Source organism: Chryseobacterium sp. sg2396, assembly GCF_042610505.1.
In the GTDB taxonomy this organism is placed as follows: domain Bacteria; phylum Bacteroidota; class Bacteroidia; order Flavobacteriales; family Weeksellaceae; genus Chryseobacterium.
In genome coordinates, this window is the sequence record NZ_JBHGAQ010000003.1 from 284,113 (window position 1) to 306,539 (window position 22,427).

Annotated in this window: 17 protein-coding genes; 15 read left to right on the forward strand and 2 right to left on the reverse strand. The window is 41.1% G+C overall.

The genetic code is table 11. The features are described 5' to 3' along the window. Nucleotides 1-166: 166 nt before the first annotated feature. The 4 genes from ACED20_RS04765 (at nucleotide 167) to ACED20_RS04780 (ending at nucleotide 6,812) form a co-directional block, all read left to right on the forward strand. Nucleotides 167-1,048 (forward strand): SDR family oxidoreductase, encoded by an 882-nt coding sequence (locus tag ACED20_RS04765; protein WP_294199120.1) that lies wholly within the window; start codon nucleotides 167-169, stop codon nucleotides 1,046-1,048. 174 nt (nucleotides 1,049-1,222) lie between these two features. Continuing rightward, entirely contained in the window at nucleotides 1,223-3,421 is a 2,199-nt protein-coding gene (locus ACED20_RS04770; RefSeq protein WP_294237413.1) for a M1 family metallopeptidase, read from the forward strand. A 256-nt stretch (nucleotides 3,422-3,677) separates the two neighbouring features. Further along, nucleotides 3,678-4,511 (forward strand): endonuclease/exonuclease/phosphatase family protein, encoded by an 834-nt coding sequence (locus ACED20_RS04775; RefSeq protein WP_294199118.1) that lies wholly within the window; start codon nucleotides 3,678-3,680, stop codon nucleotides 4,509-4,511. A gap of 438 nt (nucleotides 4,512-4,949) precedes the next feature. Next, nucleotides 4,950-6,812 (forward strand): M1 family metallopeptidase, encoded by a 1,863-nt coding sequence (locus tag ACED20_RS04780; protein ID WP_294232794.1) that lies wholly within the window; start codon nucleotides 4,950-4,952, stop codon nucleotides 6,810-6,812. A gap of 83 nt (nucleotides 6,813-6,895) precedes the next feature. On the opposite strand, the gene ACED20_RS04785 is transcribed toward ACED20_RS04780, so the two are convergent. After that, nucleotides 6,896-7,891 carry a zinc metalloprotease gene (locus ACED20_RS04785; RefSeq protein ID WP_294232797.1) on the reverse strand — a complete coding sequence of 332 codons (996 nt, stop codon included), beginning with the start codon at nucleotides 7,889-7,891 and terminating at the stop codon, nucleotides 6,896-6,898. 859 nt (nucleotides 7,892-8,750) lie between these two features. After that, nucleotides 8,751-11,345: an ATP-dependent chaperone ClpB gene (gene clpB, locus ACED20_RS04790; RefSeq protein WP_378103646.1), complete on the reverse strand. Its 2,595-nt coding sequence runs from the start codon at nucleotides 11,343-11,345 to the stop codon at nucleotides 8,751-8,753. A gap of 562 nt (nucleotides 11,346-11,907) precedes the next feature. Between clpB and ACED20_RS04795 the strand changes: the two genes are divergently transcribed. The 11 genes from ACED20_RS04795 (at nucleotide 11,908) to ACED20_RS04845 (ending at nucleotide 22,405) form a co-directional block, all read left to right on the forward strand. Then, nucleotides 11,908-12,486: a TetR/AcrR family transcriptional regulator gene (locus ACED20_RS04795; RefSeq protein WP_294199114.1), complete on the forward strand. Its 579-nt coding sequence runs from the start codon at nucleotides 11,908-11,910 to the stop codon at nucleotides 12,484-12,486. A 504-nt stretch (nucleotides 12,487-12,990) separates the two neighbouring features. Further along, entirely contained in the window at nucleotides 12,991-14,307 is a 1,317-nt protein-coding gene (locus tag ACED20_RS04800; RefSeq protein WP_294221926.1) for a phenylacetate--CoA ligase family protein, read from the forward strand. Next, nucleotides 14,308-15,393, forward strand: a complete 1,086-nt coding sequence (locus ACED20_RS04805; protein ID WP_294221924.1) for a 2Fe-2S iron-sulfur cluster-binding protein — start codon at nucleotides 14,308-14,310, stop codon at nucleotides 15,391-15,393. A 96-nt stretch (nucleotides 15,394-15,489) separates the two neighbouring features. Next, complete coding sequence (gene paaA / locus ACED20_RS04810; protein WP_378103647.1) at nucleotides 15,490-16,428, forward strand: 1,2-phenylacetyl-CoA epoxidase subunit PaaA; 939 nt, start codon at nucleotides 15,490-15,492, stop codon at nucleotides 16,426-16,428. A gap of 113 nt (nucleotides 16,429-16,541) precedes the next feature. Next, nucleotides 16,542-16,823 (forward strand): 1,2-phenylacetyl-CoA epoxidase subunit PaaB, encoded by a 282-nt coding sequence (gene paaB / locus ACED20_RS04815; protein ID WP_039364405.1) that lies wholly within the window; start codon nucleotides 16,542-16,544, stop codon nucleotides 16,821-16,823. Nucleotides 16,824-16,892: 69 nt separating this feature from the next. Continuing rightward, nucleotides 16,893-17,642: a 1,2-phenylacetyl-CoA epoxidase subunit PaaC gene (paaC, locus tag ACED20_RS04820; RefSeq protein WP_294321685.1), complete on the forward strand. Its 750-nt coding sequence runs from the start codon at nucleotides 16,893-16,895 to the stop codon at nucleotides 17,640-17,642. 194 nt (nucleotides 17,643-17,836) lie between these two features. Then, nucleotides 17,837-18,274, forward strand: coding sequence for a 1,2-phenylacetyl-CoA epoxidase subunit PaaD (gene paaD, locus ACED20_RS04825; protein WP_378103677.1), 438 nt, complete (start codon nucleotides 17,837-17,839; stop codon nucleotides 18,272-18,274). Between the two features lie 176 nt (nucleotides 18,275-18,450). Then, nucleotides 18,451-19,251: an enoyl-CoA hydratase/isomerase family protein gene (locus tag ACED20_RS04830; RefSeq protein WP_294275617.1), complete on the forward strand. Its 801-nt coding sequence runs from the start codon at nucleotides 18,451-18,453 to the stop codon at nucleotides 19,249-19,251. Between the two features lie 77 nt (nucleotides 19,252-19,328). Beyond that, nucleotides 19,329-20,465, forward strand: coding sequence for a 3-hydroxyacyl-CoA dehydrogenase NAD-binding domain-containing protein (locus ACED20_RS04835; protein ID WP_378103648.1), 1,137 nt, complete (start codon nucleotides 19,329-19,331; stop codon nucleotides 20,463-20,465). A gap of 57 nt (nucleotides 20,466-20,522) precedes the next feature. Continuing rightward, nucleotides 20,523-21,860 carry a M48 family metallopeptidase gene (locus tag ACED20_RS04840; protein ID WP_294199560.1) on the forward strand — a complete coding sequence of 446 codons (1,338 nt, stop codon included), beginning with the start codon at nucleotides 20,523-20,525 and terminating at the stop codon, nucleotides 21,858-21,860. A 236-nt stretch (nucleotides 21,861-22,096) separates the two neighbouring features. Further along, the gene (locus tag ACED20_RS04845) at nucleotides 22,097-22,405 is read left to right on the forward strand and encodes a hypothetical protein (RefSeq protein WP_378103650.1); all 309 of its coding nucleotides are present in this window, start codon (nucleotides 22,097-22,099) and stop codon (nucleotides 22,403-22,405) included. Nucleotides 22,406-22,427: the final 22 nt, after the last annotated feature.

Sequence of the window (22,427 nt, forward strand, 5' to 3'; positions counted from 1 at the left end):
TAAGCAGATGCTTTGAATAATGGGTTATTCGCTGCAGAATATTATCGCATAATTATTTTATATATTCCGCATAGTTTTTTAATCCTGAGAAATAAATTTTTATAGTAAATTTACGGAACACACGATTGAGATAATAAATACAATTCTTCTCCGTAAAATAAAAATTATGAATCTTTATACACAACCGATGCTCCGGGAAGGAGCCCTGAAAGATAAAGTAGCCATTGTAACAGGAGGCGGAAGCGGACTGGGGAAAGCCATGACCAAATATTTCCTCGAACTGGGCGCTAAAGTAGTCATAACATCCAGAAATCTGGAAAAACTGCAGGGGACAGCCAAAGAACTGGAGGAAGAAACGGGAGGTAAAGTACTCTGCGTAGCCTGCGACGTACGGAACTGGGATGAAGTGGAAGCAATGAAGGAAGCGGCTTTAAAGGAATTCGGTAAAATCGATATCCTGTTAAACAATGCTGCAGGGAATTTCATTTCTCCAACCGAAAGGCTTACCCATTCGGCTTTTGATGCAGTTCTGGATATTGTATTAAAAGGAACAAAAAACTGTACGCTTTCCATCGGGAAACACTGGATTGATTCCAAAACGCCGGGCACGGTGCTGAATATTGTAACCACCTATTCCTGGACGGGTTCTGCTTATGTGGTTCCGTCGGCCTGTGCTAAAGCCGGCGTACTGGCTATGACAAGATCGCTGGCAGTGGAATGGGCGAAGTACGGAATCCGTTTTAATGCCATTGCGCCGGGGCCATTTCCGACAAAAGGTGCCTGGGACAGACTGCTGCCGGGAGATCTTCAGGAGAAATTCGATATGCGGAAAAAAGTTCCGCTGAGAAGGGTAGGAGAGCATCAGGAACTGGCGAATCTTGCTGCGTACCTGGTTTCCGATTATTCAGCTTATATGAACGGGGAAGTCGTTACGATAGACGGCGGCGAATGGCTGCAGGGTGCCGGAGAATTCAATATGCTGGAAGATATTCCGCAGGAAATGTGGGATGCACTTGAAGCGATGATCAAAGCGAAAAAATCAAACTGAATATTTTCCCTGATTACTATGGTAGTCAGGGCTTTTCTTTTAAAGACATTTACCTATTTCTTCGCAAGTCACTCAAGCAGACCTCAATTGATAAAATTTCTGATATTTTAGTTTTTTTTGTAACAAGTCTGAGATTTTCTTTACCTATTTTTAAATGTTCAAATCTTTTATTTAATGAAATTGAAATTCCCCAATTTACTTTCTGCTGTTGCAATTTTTGCTTTTACAGGTAATGCTTATGCTCAGGAAGCCCCGAAATACGATTACGTAGAGGCTTTTAAGCCGTTTTTCTACACCCAGACCGGTACGCCGACAAGATCGGCGAGCGGACAACCCGGATACGCCTATTGGCAGAATTCGGCCAGTTACAACCTGAATGTAAGCCTGAATGAAGCTAAAAATGAGATCACCGGAACTGCTGAAATTACCTACACCAACAACAGTACGGACAGATTAAGTTTCCTGTGGCTGCAGCTGGACCAGAATTTATTCGCAAAAGATTCAAGAGGGAATGCGGTAGTGCCGATGTCCGGAAGCCGTAACGGAGCACATGGTGAGGAATTTGACGGAGGTTACAGAATAAAATCCGTAAAGCTGGATGGTAAAGACGTAAAATATACTGTCACCGATACGCGGATGCAGATTGACCTTCCTTCTGAACTGAAAGCGCAGGGAGGTGTTGCCCGGATTAAAATAGAATATTCTTTCCTTTCTCCAAAATACGGTTCCGACAGAATGGGAATCGAAGATACGAAAAACGGGAAGGTTTATACGATTGCCCAATGGTACCCGAGAATGTGCGTATACGATGATGTGCTAGGGTGGAATACGATGCCTTATCTTGGGGCTTCCGAATTTTACCTGGAATATGGAGACATTACCGCCAATATTACTGTTCCGGCCAATCATTATGTAGTGGCTTCAGGAGAATTGCTGAATGCTAAAGAAGTATACTCCAAAGAAGAAAATAACCGTTGGGAACAGGCGAAAAACAGTGACAAAACCGTAATGATCCGCACGGAATCCGAGATCGGGAAAAACCAGCAGGCAGGTACCAAAACCTGGAAATTCAAAATCACACAGGCCAGGGATTTTGCATGGGCTTCTTCACCGGCGTTTATCCTGGATGCTGCGAGGATAAACCTTCCGGATGGTAAAAAATCAATGGCGATCTCAGCGTATCCCGCAGAAAGTGCAGGGAAGGATGCTTGGGGAAGATCCACCGAATACACCAAAGCGGCCATTGAGCATTATTCCGCAAAATGGTATCCGTACACCTATCCTGCTGCAACCAACGTGGCCGGAAACGAAGGCGGAATGGAATATCCGGGAATTGTGTTCTGCCACATGAAGTCTAAAGGAAGCGAACTATGGGGCGTTACGGATCATGAATTCGGGCACAATTGGTTTCCAATGATCGTGGGCTCCAACGAGCGACTTTTTGCATGGATGGATGAAGGGTTCAATACTTTCATCAACGAGCTTTCCACAGAGGCTTTCAATAAAGGGGAATATTATGAAAAGAAAAATGTCGCACAGATGGGTGCTTTCCTGATGAACGACAATTTTGAGCCGATCATGGTAGGACCGGACAATATGAAAGAAAACAGCATCGGGATCCTCGCCTATTACAAGCCGGGGCTTGGTTTGGGAATTCTTAGAGAATCGATTTTAGGACCGGAAAAATTTGATAAGGCATTCAGAACGTATATTGAAAGATGGGCCTTTAAGCATCCGACACCGTGGGATTTCTTCCATACGATGGAAAATGTTTCCGGCGAAGAACTGAACTGGTTCTGGAGAGGCTGGTTTATTAATAAATGGAAGATCGATCAGGGAATAAAAGACGTGAAATATGTAAATGGCGATTTCAAAAACGGAGCACAGATTACGGTAGAAAATATCGGGCAGTTGCCTATGCCGACCACTGTACAGGTAAAATTCAAGGATGGAACTGAAAAAATGGTGAAGCTTCCGATCGAAGTCTGGAAGCGAAATAAAGACTGGACTTTTAAACTGGATTCCAATAAAGAAATCGAACAGGTGAGGCTGGATCCGAATTCACAGATTCCCGATGTCAACAGCCAGAATAATCTATGGACTTCCGCGCAGGCAAAGCCTGTGGAGAAAATCAATATCAAAGACTTTACCGGGGTTTATGGCAGTAAGGAACTTCCATTGAAAATCACATTTACGGAAAAAGATAATAAGCTGTATGCCCAGGCTACCGGCCAGCAGGCATTCCCGCTGGAGTATACCGGAAGCAATACCTTTACTTTTGAAATGGCGCAGATCTCCATGACGTTCAGCCAGGATAAGAAAACCATTGTTTTCAGCCAGGCCGGAAAGGAATTTAAGTTTACAAGAGAATAAGTTTTAAATTAAAAATAATAGCATGCGCTTAATGGTGTATAGCTAACTGGTAAAAAGGCTGTCTGAAAAGGCAGCCTTTTTCATTAGAATATTACTGTACGTAATCAAACCTGTCAGGTTTTAATTATATGGCAAATGCTCGGATTTTAATTTAAAACCTGCTCTTTTATGAACAGAATATAATGATAAACTTCGGTATTTATATTCCCGCTCTGAGACATAATCTTTATTTTTGCTTAATTTTTAAAGTAAAAAAATGAATTTCAGATTTTCAATCGTATTCCTGGTTGCTTTTGCATTAGGATTTGCACAGGATCTTAAAGTAATGAGCTTTAACATCAGACTGAATGTTGATTCCGACAAAGAGAACTCCTGGACAAACAGAAAGCAGGATGTCACCGATTTGCTGACCTACTATCATCCGGATTATTTTGGGGTTCAGGAAGCATTGCCGGATCAGATGAAAGATATTAAGAACGGACTGAATAATTACGATTATATAGGCGTAGGCCGGGACGATGGAAAAGAAAAAGGGGAATTTTCCGCTATCTTTTATGATACCAATAGGCTTCAGGTAATGCATTCCGGGACATTCTGGCTTTCCGAAACACCGGAGAAGCCTTCAAAAGGCTGGGATGCCGCTTTAAACAGAATCTGTACCTATGCGGTTTTCAAAGATAAAAAATCAAAAAAGGAATTTATGGCCCTGAATCTGCACTTCGACCATGTCGGAAATGTAGCACGGGTTAAATCTTCAGAGTTGATTTTAAAGAAAATCAAAGAAATCAATCCTAAAAATTTACCGGTAACCGTGAGCGGCGATTTTAACCTGACGGAAGATTCGGAGCCGATCAAGATCATGTCGAAAAACTTGGAAGATACCTTCTACCATTCGGAGACAAAACATTACGGACCAAAAGGGACTTTCACAGGATTCAATGTCAACGAAGTTCCGCAGGAAAGAATCGATTATATTTTTGTAAAGGGCTTCCGGATCAAATCGCACCGTCATATCAATGACAGGAGGGGAAATTTGCTGTATCCTTCCGACCACTTTCCGGTGCTTGCCGAATTACAGTTTATGAGATAATAAGGGTTTAAATAAAAGAAAATATTCCAATATCAGTAAAAGCGCATTTTTGACATGCGCTTTTTTTTGTTTCCGAAAATCGCATGCTGTAGAGATTCGCGTTTGGATTTCTGCCGGAGTGACATCGCATACTATTTCTCCATAATAACCAATACTGTAAATACTTTTGTGGAAAACTTGTTTTTAATTTAAAACTTATTTAAATAATTGATTTTTAAATATTTATTAATTTAAATTTTACCAAAATAAAGGAATTTAAAAGTTATCCACAAACCGATCCCCGGCTTATCCACAAGTTATCCACAATTTTCCTGTAGTGAAATTTGCAATTGAATTATTAAAAACAGTCTTTTTCCCTGGTACAAAAATTTGCAGGGGCAATAAGGCTGGTATTGCTGTTTTTTGTACTTTTATATTGAATTAAATACCTATAATTTAATGAAGAGAATTATATTGGGCGTTGTGCTTTTAACTTCGTGGCAGCTTTCCGCACAGGAACTGTATATGCCGAGAAATATTAAAAAAGCATACGAAAACGGAACCCGTGACAGATCGGGTGCTCCGGGAAAAAACTACTGGCAGAACAAGGGGATTTATAATGTTGAGGTAAAAGTAGATGCCGGTTCAAAGATCGTTTCAGGGAAAGAAACGATCGTGTATACGAACAACAGCCCCAATGCACTTAACGACTTAGCCATAAGGTTCGTTAATAACCTGCATAAACCTCAGGCGCCAAGATCAGGAATGGTATCCGAAGATTTTCTGACATCGGGATTACACCTCAAATCGTTTGTCGTAAATGGCGAAAAATATGCGGTGAACAGCAAAGATTGGGGGACAGTGGAAAAAATAAAGCTGAATGCTGCACTCAAGTCCAAAGCAAAAGCGGAAGTGAAAATAGAATGGGAGTATCCGCTGTCGGTGCAGAGCGGAAGGGAAGGGCAAATTGACCCTGAAACATTCTATGTCGCTTATTCTTTCCCAAGAATCTCCGTGTACGACGATTACAATGGCTGGGATATGCTGCCGCATTCGGACAGGCAGGAATTCTACAACGATTTTAATGACTACAGTTTTGCAATCACCGCTCCGAAAAATTATGTAGTCTGGGCAACCGGCGATTTTCTGAATCCTGATGCTGTCCTGCAGCAGGAATATCTGAAACGGTATAAATCTTCCCTCAAAAGCGATAAGGTGATTCATGTTGCGAACGAACATGAGATGAAGTCGGGAAAAGTGACCAAACAGAATAAATGGAATACCTGGAAATTCAAAGCCAGCCATATTACCGATTTCTGTTTTGCGCTCAGCAACCATTACGTCTGGGATGCGGCCAGTGTACAGCTGAAAACGAAAAGGGCCAGCGTGCAGGCAGGGTATAAAAACGGAGCTAAAGATTTTGAGCATTATGTAGAGTGGATGCAATATAACCTCGATTGGTTCTCAAAGAAGTGGCCGGGCGTAGAATATCCGTATAATGCAATGACGGCAATTCAGGGATATGCCGATATGGAATATCCAATGATGATTAATGATACAAGCATTCCGGATGACTTTCAGGATGCAAGGCTTACGGCAGATCACGAAATTGCACACACCTATTTCCCCTTCTATATGGGAATCAACGAAACGCGTTATGCTTTTATGGATGAAGGCTGGGCCACTACGTTGGAATATCTTATCGGGATTGATGAAAACGGAGAAGCAAAAGCGAAAGAGTTTTATCAGAATTTCAGGGTCAAAAGATGGATTAATGATCCTTCCACGGAAGAAGACCAGCCCATTATTACCATGAGTACGCAGGTAAGCGGTGCCGGCTACGGAAACAATTCGTATGTAAAAGCTTCCCTGTCTTATCTGGCATTGAAAGATTACCTGGGCGATGACCTGTTCAAAAAAGCCCTTCATCATTATATGAACAACTGGAACGGTAAGCATCCGATCCCGTGGGATTATTTTAATTCGATGAATACGGGCTCCGGGAAAAACCTGAACTGGTTCTTTAACAACTGGTTTTACACCAACAACTATATCGATCTGAAAGTGACTAATGCTTCGCAGATAAATGATCTTCTTACTGTGAATGTTGAAAATGTAGGAGGTTTTGCAGTTCCTTTTGATGCTGAAATCGGTTATGAGGACGGAACCATCGAAAAGCTGCATTTTTCGCCGGCTGTCTGGGAAAAGGACCAGAAGCAGATGGTGCTCACCGTGCCAATTAAGAAGAAGGTAAAATCGGTAAAGTTTGATGGAGGGATTTTCATGGATTACACTCCGGTAGACAATCAGAAAAACTTATAATAAAAAATGCTTTTAACTCTATAGAAAACCCGGCTGCTCAAGAAAGAACAGCCGGGTTTTTTATAAAAATTAATGTGAAAAGCTTAATAAAGTCTCAGCCCGGATCTTGCTCCTGAAGAAGCTACTACCGACTGCATTCTTGATTTCTGCCCTGCAGAGAACATGAACATGGCTGCATCATCCACATAATCCATATAGTTCATAAACATTACGGATCTTTGGGTACCGCTGCAGGTATTGTAAAGAGGATAGCTTGGCTTTCCTGAGTTGGCCCCGGTTTGGGTAGGGGTGTCGGCTACAAGGTCATTTCCGCAGTTGGCATCTCCCCAGATATGCCTCAGGTTCAGGTAGTGTCCAACTTCGTGGGTAGCGGTTCTTCCTAAGTTAAACGGTGAAGAAGCGCCTGTTTTTCCGAAATACGGAGCGGCAATTACTACACCGTCATTCCATAATCCTGCGGATTCAGGAAAGGTGGCGTATCCTAAGATCTGTCCCATATTTCCTACTACCCAAATGTTCAGGTAATTGGACGGGCTGGTGGCATCGATTCCGCCGCTGGACGATTTTTTCATCGCATCATTGGTGCTCCAGCTGGTTTTTGTCGTGGATTTTCTTACGGTATTGGCTAGTCTGAACCTTACTTTAACATCGCCTGCTTTTACGCCCTGGAATTCAGTAGGAATTTTAGAAACATCACTGTTGCTTCCTGCATAATCGGCATTCAGGACGGCAATCTGCTCTGCAATACGGGAATCGGAAAGGTTTTCTGAAGAGGTTCTGTATAAAACATTTACGACTACCGGGATTTCCACAGAGCCGTCAGATAATACTTTTCCGAGCTTAAGGTCGTTCTCAAATTTTAAGGTTTTTGATTCCAGCTCGGAATATCTCTGTCTCAGTTCCGAACTGTTTTTGAGGGCGTTTTGTCTGATTTCTTCAGAAGCACAGCCCCTTCTTAATGCAGCTCCCGAAACCGGGGCACTAAGGTCCTGAGAATTTTCATTCTGGTTGGAAAGATTGTCGCTGTTACAGGCAGACATGAAGCCAAGTACTAAAGCTCCGAATAATAACTTTTTCATAGATATATATATTTTGTTACGTAAGATGAAATTATAGTTTTTGAAATTACTGTGCAAGTATTTCACGAAATTGTTAGTTATTTTATTATTCGATCAATAGTATTTATTGAAATATGTTATTCAATGTGTATTTAAAACGGATTTTAATTGTAAATATTTTATGGTAATCTGTGTTTTGTTATGTGTCATTTTAGCTTTAAATAGATAGATGTGTGAACGTGTTTAGATTTGATCATTAAAAATTACTTCTTTGAAAACAGGGAAATATCTCAATTGTAGTTACGATATAAGTGAATGTACTTTAAAATTTAAGATTCTGCGAAGCGGTTTTTATTTTAAAATTGACTGGCCGATTTTAGATTTAGTTTAGTATAAAGCTGATCGCGATAACTGTTTCTTGTTTAACAAATTTTGAATTAGCTGAAAAAAAAATGTGTTGTTATCTGTAGGTAGATAAATTACTTTAGAATTAAAAAACACTGTACTCATGCTAAGTAAATCTTAGACCAGACGGAGTCTTTGCAAATTAAAAACAGTTGGTCGAAAAACCTTTACGGATTTTACGGTTATTAAGAGCCTTTTTAAATTTTAATTCAGCAAACTTTCCGTCATTTCTCTTAATTTTCTGAATTAAATAAACTTTGTTTATTCTTCACTTTAATACGATGATTTCAATGGATTTAATTGAATATCGCCGGGCAACCGATATATTGATTTTTTTAAGCTAAAATGCCTTAAATTCTTAATAAAATATAAAAGGTAAATTTAAACAGGCTCTAAATTTAGCAGGATAAAAGTAAGTGCCGCAGATTTTGTCTGCGGCACTTACTACAAAAATAATATATATGAAAAAAACTACTTATAAATCAGTTGGTCTGAATACCAGACCTGTCTCCTCGAAATAATCCAGCGTAATTCTGTCGCCGTCGTTTACTTTCCCGGCGAGGATTTCCCTTGACAATTTATTAAGGACTTCCTGCTGGATCACTCTTTTCAGCGGTCTTGCCCCGAAAGCAGGGTCGTATCCTTTGTTCATCAGGTAATCTACGGCATCCTGGGTTGCGGTCATGATAATGTTCCGTTTGGAAAGCATTTCATTGAATCCTCTCAGCTGGTAGGTTACGATTTTTCCGATCTCTTTTTTCCGTAGCGGCTGGAACAGTACGACCTCATCGATTCTGTTCAGGAATTCCGGACGCAGGGTCTGTTTCAGTAAGTCGAAAACCTGATCTTTTGTTTTATCAACAATCTCATCCTGGTTTTCATCGGTAATATTTTCAAAATTCTCCTGGATCAGGTGTGAGCCTAAATTTGAGGTCATGATGATGATGGAGTTTTTGAAATTCACCACCCTTCCTTTATTATCGGTCAAACGTCCGTCATCTAAAACTTGAAGCAATGTATTGAAAACATCCGGATGCGCTTTTTCAATTTCGTCCAGAAGCACTACGGAATAGGGTCTTCTTCTGACAGCTTCTGTCAGCTGCCCACCTTCATCATATCCTACATATCCCGGAGGCGCACCGACTAATCTTGAAACGCTGTGGCGCTCCTGATATTCACTCATATCGATTCTCGTCATATTGTTCTCATCGTCAAATAAGAACTCTGCCAATGCTTTGGCCAGCTCGGTTTTTCCAACCCCGGTAGTTCCAAGGAACAGGAATGATCCGATCGGTTTTTTATCGTCGCTCAATCCGGCTCTGTTTCTTCGGATCGCATCGGCTACTGCTGTAATGGCTTCGTCCTGTCCGACTACCCTGTGGTGAAGTTCGGTTTCAAGACTTAACAGTTTTTCCCTCTCTGACTGCAGCAATTTGGTTACCGGAATGCCGGTCCATTTAGCAATTACTTCGGAGATATTCTCGGAAGTCACTTCTTCTTTGATCAGCTCATTCTGGTGGTTCTGCATTTCCAGCTCAAGTTTAGAAAGCTCATCTTCTTTTTCACGAAGTTTACCGTACTGGATCTCCGCTACTTTGGCGTAATCCCCGGATCTTGAAGCTCTCTCCGCTTCCAGTTTCAGGGATTCGATCTCTTTTTTAATCTGGGTTAAATCCTCAGACTTTTGCTTTTCTTTCAGCCATTTGGCGTTGATCTCATTCCGCTGCTCGGAAATCCGGGCAATATCTTCTTTTAAATGGTCGATTTTGGTCTGGTTGCCTTCCCTTGAAATGGCGGCCAGCTCAATTTCCAGCTGCATCAGCCTTCTATCCAGGACATCAAGTTCTTCCGGTTTGGAATTGATTTCCATTCTCAGCTTGGCGGAAGCTTCGTCGATCAGGTCAATCGCCTTATCCGGTAAAAATCGGTCGGAGATATACCGCTGCGACATTTCAACGGCAGCAATAATCGCCTCGTCTTTAATTCTTACTTTATGGTGTGCCTCATACTTATCCTTGATTCCACGGAGGATGGAAATGGCGGATTCGGTATCCGGCTCTTCCACCATTACCTTCTGGAAACGTCGTTCCAGGGCTTTATCTTTCTCGAAATATTTCTGATATTCGTTCAGGGTCGTCGCACCGATGGCTCTTAATTCTCCTCTTGCCAACGCCGGTTTAAGGATATTTGCTGCATCCATTGCGCCTTCACCGCCTCCGGCTCCCACCAAAGTGTGGATCTCGTCGATGAAAAGAATGATCTGCCCGTCGGATTTGATCACCTCATTAACCACCGATTTCAGCCTTTCTTCAAATTCACCTTTGTACTTGGCACCGGCGATCAAAGCTCCCATATCCAGAGAATACAATGTTTTATCCATCAGGTTTTCCGGAACGTCGCCACTGATGATTCTGTGTGCTATTCCTTCCGCGATGGCAGTTTTACCCACACCCGGTTCACCGATCAGGATCGGGTTGTTTTTGGTTCTTCTGGAGAGAATCTGCAGTACCCTTCTGATTTCTTCATCACGTCCGATCACCGGATCAAGTTTGCCTTCTGCAGCCAATTCGTTGAAGTTCTTGGCATATTTATTTAAGGATTGGTAAGTTTCTTCCGAGCTTGCAGAAGTCGCCTTGCTGCCTTTCCTCAGTTCTTTGATTCCGCCTTCCAGCAGGTTTCGGGTGACGCCCATATCTTTCAGCATCTTGGATACTTCCGAATTTGTTTCGATCAGGGAAAGCCATAAATGCTCAATGGTTACGAATTCATCGCCCATTTTTTTGGCAATATTCGGGGCATCCAGCAACACTTTGTTGGCGGATTGGGAAAGATAAATGTTTCCTCCCTGCACCTTTGGAAGTTTCTCTAAGTTTTCACGGTTGCGCTCCCTCACCAAAGCGGCATCCGCTTCGGATTTTTTCAGCAGGAACGGCGAAATATTTTCATCCACCTGAAAAATACCTTCAAGAAGATGTTGTGGCTCGATACTCTGGTTGCCGAATTCCATGGCTACCTGTTGTGCGGCCTGGATGGCTTCCTGCGATTTTACAGTATATTGGTTTAAATTCATATCTCTATATTTTTGATGTTATTCAGTTTTTGCTTTGATTTCAGACATCAGATTTCAGACCATAAGTATTTAATAAAATGTTAATTTTAAAAATCTGATTTTCTAACTTCTGATGCCCTCCATCGTATTTAATCATTTAATTCGTGAGCTATATCGCAAAAAGTATTCAATTGTTGATTTTTCAAAAATAGGAGACAAATTTTCCGGATTTTTCATTTTTAGTTAAAGGTCACTGGTCAAATTTTCCTACATTTAATATTTTAACAAAAGATTTCCGGAATAAAAGTCAGTTTGTAAAGTATCTTAAACTAAATCTTAATCAATAATGAGCAAATTCTTTTTCAAAAGACGGCGAAATTGAAAAGATTTTGATGGGATAATTCGCACGGCAAGTTTTAAGCAAAGTCAAAACGGTGTAAAGGAATTTGGTTCAGCCGTAATTTTAGTAGAAGAAACTTCCTGCACCGTCGTTCTTTTTCCAGTCTAAATTGGTGCTCTTTCAAAAATCATATCCCAAAAATCCCGTTTTACAACCAAAATAAGTACTTTTGCGTTTTACCTGATGGAACTTAAAGAAAAACAGAAGAAAATATTGGACGTTGCCGTAGAACTTTTCAAAGAGAAAGGCTACATGGGAAGTTCCGTACGTGATCTGGCGACACGGCTGAATATTAAAGCAGCTTCTTTATATGCGCACATCCGTTCTAAAGAAGAAATCCTGGAGTGGATCTGCTTTGGCATTGCGCAGGATTTTTTTGACGAACTTCAGGAAGTAAAAAATACCGAGATTGCGCCGAGGGAAAAACTCAATCTGTTTATTGAAAAGCATTTATCGGTAGTCCTACAGAACCGGGATGTGACCCATATCTATTCCAACGAATGGAAGCATCTGGAAGAAAGGCTGCCCGAATTCTTGGAATTACGGAAAAACTACCAGCAGGAAGTGGAACAGCTGATTTCCGATATTTACAAAGCGGAGCAGTGGGAGATCCGTTCCCCGTCCTTTACCACAAGATTCATTCTCCATACCTTAAACAATTCTTATTTCTGGTTTAAAAGGAACACGGAATCCACTACGGAAATTACGGCAGAGATCCGGGATAAGATCCTTTTCGGATTGCTGGGAAAACGTAATGTTTAAAGCCGGCTTTTAATTTTCCCACGGATGGCACGGATTTTCCCGGATGGCTGCGTTTATTTTTGACACATAAGTCACAGAAAGAATTTTAAATAGGCTGAAAATATTTTAGAATACATAAAAAAAAATCAGAGATTTTTTTTAAATTTTGTGCTCTTTTATACATTTTATATTTAGCTTTCTTGTTCGACCCGAATATCTTTTGCGGCTTTTGTGATTAATATTTTCACACGGATGACACGGATTTTCACAGATAATAAGGTGGCTTCGGCTCCGCTCAGCCGCCGGATATCAGATGTAAGGATACAATTTATGAAAATCTTTGATTTTCTTTAATGTGCTCTAAAATATGCGCCAAGCTTTACCTGAAAATCTCATGTTTCTTATGTGCTAAAACTCATCTTCCGTAATGCTAAGAGTCCTACATGACGAAAATCATAAAAATTTGGCAGAAACAAAAAATCTTTTTACATTTACACCTAACAAATGTTAGTTAGTTGAGTTGATATGGATTTTTCAGTGGAATATTTACAATTAGATCAGTTGCGGGCTTTGCAGTCTGAGCGGCTGGTTCGTTTGGTACGGTATCTGGGGGAGAAATCGGAGTTTTATGCAGGGAAATTAATGGAGTCAGGACTTTCACCGGAAGATATTCGATCCATTGACGACATTGCTAAACTGCCGATTACCTACAAACAGGATCTTAGGGATAATTATCCGTTCGGATTATGTACGGTTCCTAAAAGTGAACTGCAGAGGATTCACTGCTCCAGCGGGACAACCGGTAAGCCTACAGTGGTAGGGTACACAAAAGAAGATGTAGACCTGTTCAGTGAAGTGGTCGCACGATCACTTAATGCGGCCGGAGCCCGACCGGGCATGCTGCTGCACAATGCTTATGGCTACGGGATTTTCACCGGAGGACTGGGACTTCATTACGGAGCCGAGAAATTAGGAATGAGCGTGCTGCCGATTTCAGGAGGAATGACGGCCAGACAGGTGGATTTAATTATCGATTTTAAACCTGAAGTAATCTGCTGTTCGCCATCGTATGCGCTAACCATTGCCGATGAATTTGCCCGCCGTGGAATTTCCGCAGAAGAGATCAGCCTGAAATATGCGGTGCTGGGTTCAGAGCCCTGGACGGAAATCATCAGGCATCACATTGAAGAAAGGTTGGGCGTCCATGCCACCAATATTTACGGACTCAGTGAAATTATCGGCCCGGGTGTATCCGTAGAAGACTTTGAAGAAAAGGGAGGTTCCTACATCTGGGAAGACCATTTTTATCCTGAAATTTTAGACCCGATCACAAAACAGCCGGTTCCTTTCGGGGAAGAAGGCGTTCTGGTGATAACGACCTTAACAAAGAAAGCCATGCCGCTGCTTCGTTACTGGACCAACGACATTACCAGCCTCTATTACGATGAAAAAGGAAAGAGGACGATGGTAAAAATGAAACCGATACTGGGAAGGGCGGACGATATGCTGATCGTAAGAGGCGTCAATGTATATCCGAGTCAGATCGAGGAAGCTTTTTCCCATATTCCCGGCGTAGTTCCGAATTATTACCTGACACCGGTAGAGAAAGAACAGATGTGCGTTGCACTGGATATTGATGTAGAAGTGGATGATGACTTGGTAAGAACGCAAAATTTAAGTTTAAATACCGACGATTATACTATTTTTGTCGGAAATTTCGGAAAAACTATAGAGAACGAAATAAAAAAACGGGTGGGTATCACCACGAAAGTGAAAATTCACGCCCAGGACAGCCTTCCGAAATGTGAAGGTGGAAAAATTAACAGAATACTTAAAAAATAAATGAATTCATTTTACAAACTAAAAACGGTAAAAGTTCAGAAAGATACCAGCGATGCAGTGAATGTAGCTGTTGAAATCCCTGAGGAACTGAAGGATAAATTCAGGTTCAGGCAGGGGCAGTATCTTAATTTCCGGATGATGATCAACGGAAATGAAGAAAGACGTTCTTATTCCATTTGCAATGCGCCGAGCGAAAAAAGCAATACGCTGGAAGTATTGGTGAAATTGCTGGAAGGCGGAAAAGTTTCCGGGTATTTCAACGAACATCTTCATATGGATGAGCTGCTGGAAGTGATGCCTCCGATGGGTGGATTCAATACGTCTTATCACCCGACCAATGTGAAAACCTATATCGGACTGGCTGCGGGAAGCGGAATTTCTCCGGTTTTATCCAATATAAAGGAAAGCCTTTACCAGGAACCTAATTCCAATGCGTATCTGTTTTACAGCAACAAAAGCATGAGCCATGTGATGAAGAAAGCCGAAATTGAAGAACTGGTGAAAAAGTTCAACGGCAGGCTGAAAGTCATTTACCTGGTTAGCCGCGAGAAGCACGAGGATGAACTGTTTGAAGGAAGGATCTGTCCGGATAAACTGGAACAGCTGTTTGAAAGACACCCCGAGATCGATGTGAAGGAATCTACTTACTTCATCTGCGGCCCTGCAGAAATGATCAAAAGCGTGGCAGATTACCTGAAAAAGGATAAAAAAGTACCGGCCATTCAGGTTTTGTTTGAATATTTTACCGCTCCGGATGAAGAAAATACGGAGGAAATGAGCGACGAATTCAAAGCCATTGCCAATATCGAAAGTATGGTAACAGTGATCATTGATGACGATGAATATTCATTCCATTTGAATTCAAAAAAAGAAAGTATCTTAGATAAAGCATTAAAGGACAATCTTCCTGTGCCGTTTGCCTGCAAAGGAGGAGTGTGCTGTACGTGTAAAGCCGAAGTTCTCGAAGGGGAAGTCTTCATGGAGAAAAACTACGCGCTTACCGAGGAAGAAGTAGCCCGCGGCTATGTACTCACCTGCCAGTGTCACCCGACAACCAATGTGGTGATGCTGAATTATGATGTGTAATTAATATACCAATTTAACAGTCTACCAATGTAACAATAATTGCCAGACTGTTCAACTGATACATTGCTACATTTTAAAATTTAAAAAATTTTAATTATGGACTTAGAAAAATTCGTACAATACGTACATGAAGAAAATAAAGTGGAACCGAAAGACGTAATGCCTGATGATTACAGGAAGCTTTTGGTTCGTCAGATCTCACAGCACGCGCATTCTGAAATCGTGGGAATGTTACCGGAAGCCAACTGGATTTCCAGAGCACCTTCATTGAGAAGGAAAATGGCCTTGCTGGCTAAGGTTCAGGATGAGGCCGGACACGGATTATACCTATATTCCGCTACCGAAACTTTAGGTGACGGAAGCATCAGAGCCGATCGTGATGCGACCTATGAAGATATGCTTTCCGGAAAAGCCAAATATTCAAGCATCTTCAATTATCCAACACTGAGCTGGGCGGATATAGGCGCGATCGGGTGGCTGGTAGACGGTGCTGCGATCATGAACCAGGTGATGCTGATGGGAAATTCTTACGGGCCTTATTCCAGAGCAATGGTGAAGATCTGTAAGGAAGAATCTTTCCACCAAAGACAGGGATATGAAATACTGATGGCCCTTTGCCGCGGAACCAAGCAGCAGAAAGAAATGGCGCAGGCTTCGTTAAACCGTTTTTGGTGGCCGGCTTTGATGATGTTCGGGCCGAATGACGACAGTTCGCCAAACTCTAAGATCTCCATGAATTACAGGGTTAAAAGAGAAAGTAATGACAGCCTGCGTCAGCGTTTTGTTGATGTTACGGTTTCCCAGGCTGAATTCTTAGGCCTTACCATTCCGGATAAAGACCTGAAATGGAATGAAGAAAGACAGCATTATGATTTCGGGGAACTGCCATGGGATGAATTTATGGAAATCCTGAAAGGAAACGGGCCATGCAACAAAAAACGCATCGAAACCAAAAGAAAGGCGCAGAGAGAAAACGCCTGGGTGAAAGAAGCAGCTGCCGCTTTTGCAGAGAAACAACAAAAAGAAGTAATATAATCATGTAACAATATACCAATGTAAAAATGTAACAATTATTGTCATGCTGAGCTTGTCGAAGCATTTCATGGAGTAAAATTGGTACATTGATACATTGTAAAATTAATTTGAATATGGCAAATTTAGATATGTGGGAAGTGTTTATTCAGACTAAACCGGGATTGTCCCACAAACACGTAGGAATCGTACAGGCACCGACTGCCGAAATGGCGTTGCAGAATGCGAGAGACGTTTATACCAGAAGAAAAGAAGGAACTTCTGTTTGGGTAGTGCCAAGCAAATATATAGTGACTTCGGAAGGCGTGGATAAAGAAGCATTCTTCGATCCGGCAGACGATAAACTGTACCGTCACCCAACTTTCTATGATATCCCGAACGATGTAAAAAATATGTAAAACAGCAGTTGGCTGTTAGCTTCTTGCCATTTGCCAAAAGCTATACGCCAAAAGCCAAAAGCTAAAATAATGAACCCATTATATAATTATTTATTAAAACTGGCAGACGACAGCTTCATCATGGGGCAGCGGTTGTCGGCGTGGTGTGGCGAAGGGCCTTATCTGGAAGAAGATATTGCGTTAACGAATATCGCGCTGGATGAACTGGGGCAGGCCAATAACTTTTATGTGTACGCTTCAAGGGTTATCGATAACGGTAAGACCGAAGACGATCTGGCTTTCTTAAGATACGAGCACGAATATGTCAATGCCCACTGGGTTGAGCTTCCCAATGAAGATTATGCCCATACCATTCTGAAAGTCTATGTTTTCGCAGTATACCAAAAGCTGATGTATGAAGCATTGTCCAATTCGGCAAATGAAGAATTGGCCGCTATTGCCCAGAAGTCTCTGAAAGAGGTACGGTATCATTACACCCACGCTGCTTCGTGGATGAAAATTTTCGCTCAGGGAACGGAAGAAAGCAGATCCCGTCTTGAGAAAGCCATTGAGAATATCTGGGAATATACCAAAGGCTTATTTGCCAAAACCGAAGGCGAGGATGATCTGGTAGCTTTGAACATAGCTCCGAATACAGATGCTCTTTACGAAGAGTTCTTAGCAATCACTAAAAAAGACTTTGCCGAATACGGACTGGAATACCCTTCCAACCCTTTCATGCAGCCGAAATCCAGAACCGGATATCATACGGAATATTTCGGATTTATGCTTTGCGAACTGCAATATATACAGAGAGCGTATCCGGGATGTACTTGGTAAGATTAATGGAACAATGCAGCAGTTTCACAATGTAACAATCTGTACTGTTGTTAAAAGTATACTTTGATGGCTTTGCTGAGTAGAACGCCTTTGCGAACTTAAAAACAGTTAGTTGTCAAAAAAACTTAGCGCACTTTGCGTTTAAAAACTTTTCAGAATTAAAAAGATTGAGAAATCCTTTAGACATATTAGAAATGGTTCCCGATCCGGAAATCCCCGTGATCAATATCGTGGAATTGGGCATTGTAAGAGCAGCGAAAGTTACCGGCGAGAATTCGTGCGAAGTAACCATCACGCCCACGTATTCAGCCTGTCCCGCTATGTTTACCATCGAGGAAGACATTATCAAGATCATGAAGGAAAACGGCTGGGACGCAAAAGTGGTGACCAAAATGTTCCCGATCTGGACAACCGACTGGCTCACGGATGAAGCCCGGGAAAAGCTGAGAGCTTACGGAATCACGCCACCCGAAAAAGGAGCCGACGAGCATCATATCGGAAAGCCGAAAAAATGTCCACGCTGTGGTTCGGAGCACACCAAGCAGATCAGCAGGTTTGGATCGACCTTGTGTAAGGCTTCCTACCAATGTCTGGACTGCCTTGAGCCGTTTGATTATTTTAAATGCCACTAAAATTAATATAACAATGTAAAAATATACCAATGTAACAATACATCAATGTAGAAAATAACCAATAAAATTCAGACCGAATTATAAGTATTACATTGTTAAACTGGTATATTGATAGATTATTGTACTGGTACATTGTTACATTATTTTATATTTGTTTAATCATAAAATTAAAAACTATGTACACCCAACTCGATATCGAAACGCATTTCGAAGGAAAGCTGAAAATCGCTTACCTCAACCAGCCGGAAACCATGAACGCGCTGACCAAGCCATCGCTTTCGGATCTGAAAGATTTCATCAGAGAATGCAGCAATGATCCTGCCGTTCGCTGTGTCGCTATTTCCGGAAGAGGAAGAGCGTTCTGTTCAGGCCAGAACCTGGATGATGCCTTTGTAACCGGTAACGAACATCACGATCACGACATTATCCGGAAAATCGTAACCGATTATTACAATCCGTTGGTATTGGAACTGACGCGTTGCAAGAAACCGGTCGTGGCCTTGGTTAATGGTCCTGCCGTAGGTGCCGGAGCCATGCTGGCGTTGATCTGTGATTTTGTACTTGCCAACAATAAAGCGTATTTCTCCCAGGCTTTCTCTAATATCGGATTGATTCCGGACACCGGAGGAACGTATTTCTTACCAAGATTATTGGGTCGACAAATGGCGAATTATCTGGCATTTACCGGGAAAAAATTATCTGCTGAAGAATCGAAAGCCTACGGCCTTGTGGCTGAGGTTTTTACAGAGGAGGAATTTAATTCAAAATCAATGGAAATTCTCGAAAGAATGTCCAACATGCCGACTGCAGCCTTTAAGCTCACCAAAAAAGCATTCGCCAATTCTTACAATAATACATTGAAAGAGCAATTGGAACTCGAAGCCGACCTTCAACAGGAAGCCGCAGAAACAGAAGATTTCATAGAAGGCGTAAATGCATTTTTACAGAAAAGAAAACCTGAATATAAAGGAAAATAAATTAATATAACAATGCAACCAGTGTATCAGTTTGCCAATCTTATTGTTACATTGTTACATTGATATACTGTTACATTATGAATATAGGAATCATCGGTGCCGGAACCATGGGAATTGGCATCGCACAGGTAGCTGCGACGAACGGATGTAAAGTTTTGGTGTATGACGCAAATGCCAAACAGGTGGAAACGGCAACCCTCGGTCTGGAAAAAACACTGACCAAACTGGTAGACAAGCAGAAGATTTCAGGTGAGAAAATGACTGAAATTTTAGCCAATATCTCCATCGCGACAGAACTGAAGGACTTCAAAGACTGTGAACTCATCATTGAGGCCATCATCGAAAATAAAGAAATCAAGACCAAAGTCTTTACGGAACTGGAAACCTATGTTTCTAAAACCTGCATCATCGGATCAAATACCTCTTCCATTTCCATCACATCGCTTGGCGCAGAGCTAAAGCATCCGGAACGGTTCATCGGGATTCACTTCTTCAACCCGGCTCCTCTGATGCCGCTGGTGGAAGTGATTCCATCATTACTAACTGAAAAAGCATTACCGGAAAAAATCTACAACCTCATGAAGGATTGGGGAAAAACGCCGGTGATCGCCAAAGATATTCCCGGATTTATCGTAAACAGAATTGCCCGTCCGTATTACGGGGAAGGATTGAGAATTGTGGAAGAAAATATCGCAACGGTAGAACAGGTAGATGATGCCATGAAAACGTTGGGTAACTTCAAAATGGGTCCTTTTGAGTTAATGGACCTTATCGGGGTGGATGTGAATTTCTCCGTTACCACAACGGTTTACAAAGAATACTTCTACGACCCGAAATACAAGCCGTCCCTGCTTCAGCAGAGAATGTCCGAAGCCAAATTACACGGCCGGAAAACCGGGAAAGGCTTCTATGATTATGCAGAAGGAGCTGCTAAACCTGAACCTCAGAAAGATGATTCGCTTTATCAGCAGATTTTCCTGAGAATCATCTCCATGCTGATCAATGAAGCGGTAGAAGCCAAAAGATTGGGGGTTGCCAGTGATCAGGACCTTGAACTGGCCATGCGAAAAGGGGTTAATTACCCGAAAGGATTACTGGCCTGGGGAGAAGAAATCGGATATGCAAAAATCTCCGAAACCCTGCAGAATCTTTATGAGGAATACCAGGAAGACCGCTACAGACAAAGTCCGTTGCTGAGAAAAATGATTTCATGATTTTCCCATCAATTTTTTATTAGATAAATTCTGATCGTATTAATATAGACAATTCAAGTGGCAAGTAAATATTCAATAGATAAAATAAAAATCGATTATGATACGGATACGAAAAACTATCCACCTTTTGTATTACAAAAAATTGAGGAATTTTTTCAGAAAGTAAGAAAAAGTAAAATTGCATGGAAGGTGGCTGAAGATCTGCAAAAATTAATCGTTAAATTTCCAAGGATTCCCGAATTCAAAAATTTTCTTGCAGTAGCTTTTGAAAGACTCGACAGAAAAAATGATTTGAAAAACATTCTCCTGAAGACCGTTGAAGAACATCCTGACTATATTATTGGAAAAGTTAGCCTGGCCAGATTTTATATGGATAATGATGAAATCGATTTGGCGGAAAGTGTATTCGGATATGCTGAAAATGTATCGGATTTGCTACCCGGACAGCAAATTTTCCATTATACTCAGGTTCAGACTTTTTATTATATCCGGGCCTTGATCGAACTTAAAAAAAACAACGAGCAGAATGTGGTGGAAATACTACAGCTTCTTCATTCCATGGATGCTGAGAAAGGTTACATCGATGATCTTGAAAACAGATTAATGATGCACAGCCTGCCGGATTTCAGGGATTATGATCTGGAACCTCTTCCTGAAAAAATTATTGAGATGGATTCTTCTGAAGTAGAACCAGCTCTTCAGAACAAAGAATTATATAAACTTTACAAAGGTAATTTAGCTTTTACAGACGAAGTCAGGTCTTTGGATAGAAATTCGGTTATCAATGATTTGCGGAAGCTTTTAAAAGATGCCGAAAACCGTTACCACCATTTCCTGTCTTTGGGAACCGATTTCCCATTTCCGATTCATGTGCTATTGTTGTTGAGAGAACTGAAGGCTGAAGAAGCTTTAGAAGACATTCTGGATTTTATAAGCAATGATGAAGATTTTCTTGAATTCTGGTTAGATGATTTTCTCTCCGAATACCTTTGGGAAGTGATTTTTGTGCTTTCTGAAAATAAGAGGGAAACGCTTAAAGACTTCTTGTTGAAACCGGGTATTTATTCGTTTTCCAAAGGAGCCGTCTTATCTGCTATGGTACAGGCATCGTTTAAAGAGGCTGATATCCATGACATGTGGAATTACTGTTTGTCTGTTTATATCAACGCCAAAGAAGAAGATAATATCATTTCAAAAGAATTCTTCTCTTTGTTTGTTGCGGATGTATTTCCATTCGTTCAAAAGGATTTCGTTGAAAATATTAAAATCCTTTTTGATAAAGGTTGGATAGACGAAACACTGACAGGAGATTTTGAAGAATTAAAAAGCATTAATCTCATGCCTAAGCAGAAAAATTTAACAGAAATATCCGAGATCTGCAAAATTTATTCATGAGTAGGTTAAAAAAGAAAACTCCGATTATTGAAATAACAAATACTGATACGGAAAAGAAAGATAAATTATAGGCTAACAGGCAATTAAGAATATTAAATGGAATTAAAATCCACAAGGTAAGTTTTGAACTTTTTCAGTTAAGAGAAATATCAAATGTATTGAATTTCGATAAAGATGGAAACAGTATTTAAAAAAGCCTGACTGGAAAGATATATAATGAAGTAATTAAAGTTTTGATGCATATAGAAGAATTCAGAGCCGAACTGGAAATCAGGCTGCGTATCGAAAAAGAGTATCTGGTTCAGGAACTTTCTTCGATAGAGAGCGATCAGGACCGGCTTGAAATATTGTCGAAATTTAATATAAAATACAAAGTGCTCGTTCAAAAAATGGTAGATGAGGAAGGCATTGATCTGGAGGCGTCTGATCTTAATGAAAATAACAGCGATCCGAAAAACCTTTCCAATGGCCAGGTTATTCTGGGGAAAACCATGAGTATTTACGACCGTTTAGCTGATGAATTATATGAAGAAATCATACAGTAGTAAATACTTTAATCTAAAACTG

Coding starts and splice junctions, on each gene's coding strand:
- ACED20_RS04765 (WP_294199120.1), top strand. CDS start 167: ATGAATCTTTATACACAACCGATGCTCCGGGAAGGAGCCCTGAAAGAT.
- ACED20_RS04770 (WP_294237413.1), top strand. CDS start 1,223: ATGAAATTGAAATTCCCCAATTTACTTTCTGCTGTTGCAATTTTTGCT.
- ACED20_RS04775 (WP_294199118.1), top strand. CDS start 3,678: ATGAATTTCAGATTTTCAATCGTATTCCTGGTTGCTTTTGCATTAGGA.
- ACED20_RS04780 (WP_294232794.1), top strand. CDS start 4,950: ATGAAGAGAATTATATTGGGCGTTGTGCTTTTAACTTCGTGGCAGCTT.
- ACED20_RS04785 (WP_294232797.1), bottom strand. CDS start 7,891: ATGAAAAAGTTATTATTCGGAGCTTTAGTACTTGGCTTCATGTCTGCC.
- clpB (WP_378103646.1), bottom strand. CDS start 11,345: ATGAATTTAAACCAATATACTGTAAAATCGCAGGAAGCCATCCAGGCC.
- ACED20_RS04795 (WP_294199114.1), top strand. CDS start 11,908: ATGGAACTTAAAGAAAAACAGAAGAAAATATTGGACGTTGCCGTAGAA.
- ACED20_RS04800 (WP_294221926.1), top strand. CDS start 12,991: ATGGATTTTTCAGTGGAATATTTACAATTAGATCAGTTGCGGGCTTTG.
- ACED20_RS04805 (WP_294221924.1), top strand. CDS start 14,308: ATGAATTCATTTTACAAACTAAAAACGGTAAAAGTTCAGAAAGATACC.
- paaA (WP_378103647.1), top strand. CDS start 15,490: ATGGACTTAGAAAAATTCGTACAATACGTACATGAAGAAAATAAAGTG.
- paaB (WP_039364405.1), top strand. CDS start 16,542: ATGGCAAATTTAGATATGTGGGAAGTGTTTATTCAGACTAAACCGGGA.
- paaC (WP_294321685.1), top strand. CDS start 16,893: ATGAACCCATTATATAATTATTTATTAAAACTGGCAGACGACAGCTTC.
- paaD (WP_378103677.1), top strand. CDS start 17,837: ATGGTTCCCGATCCGGAAATCCCCGTGATCAATATCGTGGAATTGGGC.
- ACED20_RS04830 (WP_294275617.1), top strand. CDS start 18,451: ATGTACACCCAACTCGATATCGAAACGCATTTCGAAGGAAAGCTGAAA.
- ACED20_RS04835 (WP_378103648.1), top strand. CDS start 19,329: ATGAATATAGGAATCATCGGTGCCGGAACCATGGGAATTGGCATCGCA.
- ACED20_RS04845 (WP_378103650.1), top strand. CDS start 22,097: ATGCATATAGAAGAATTCAGAGCCGAACTGGAAATCAGGCTGCGTATC.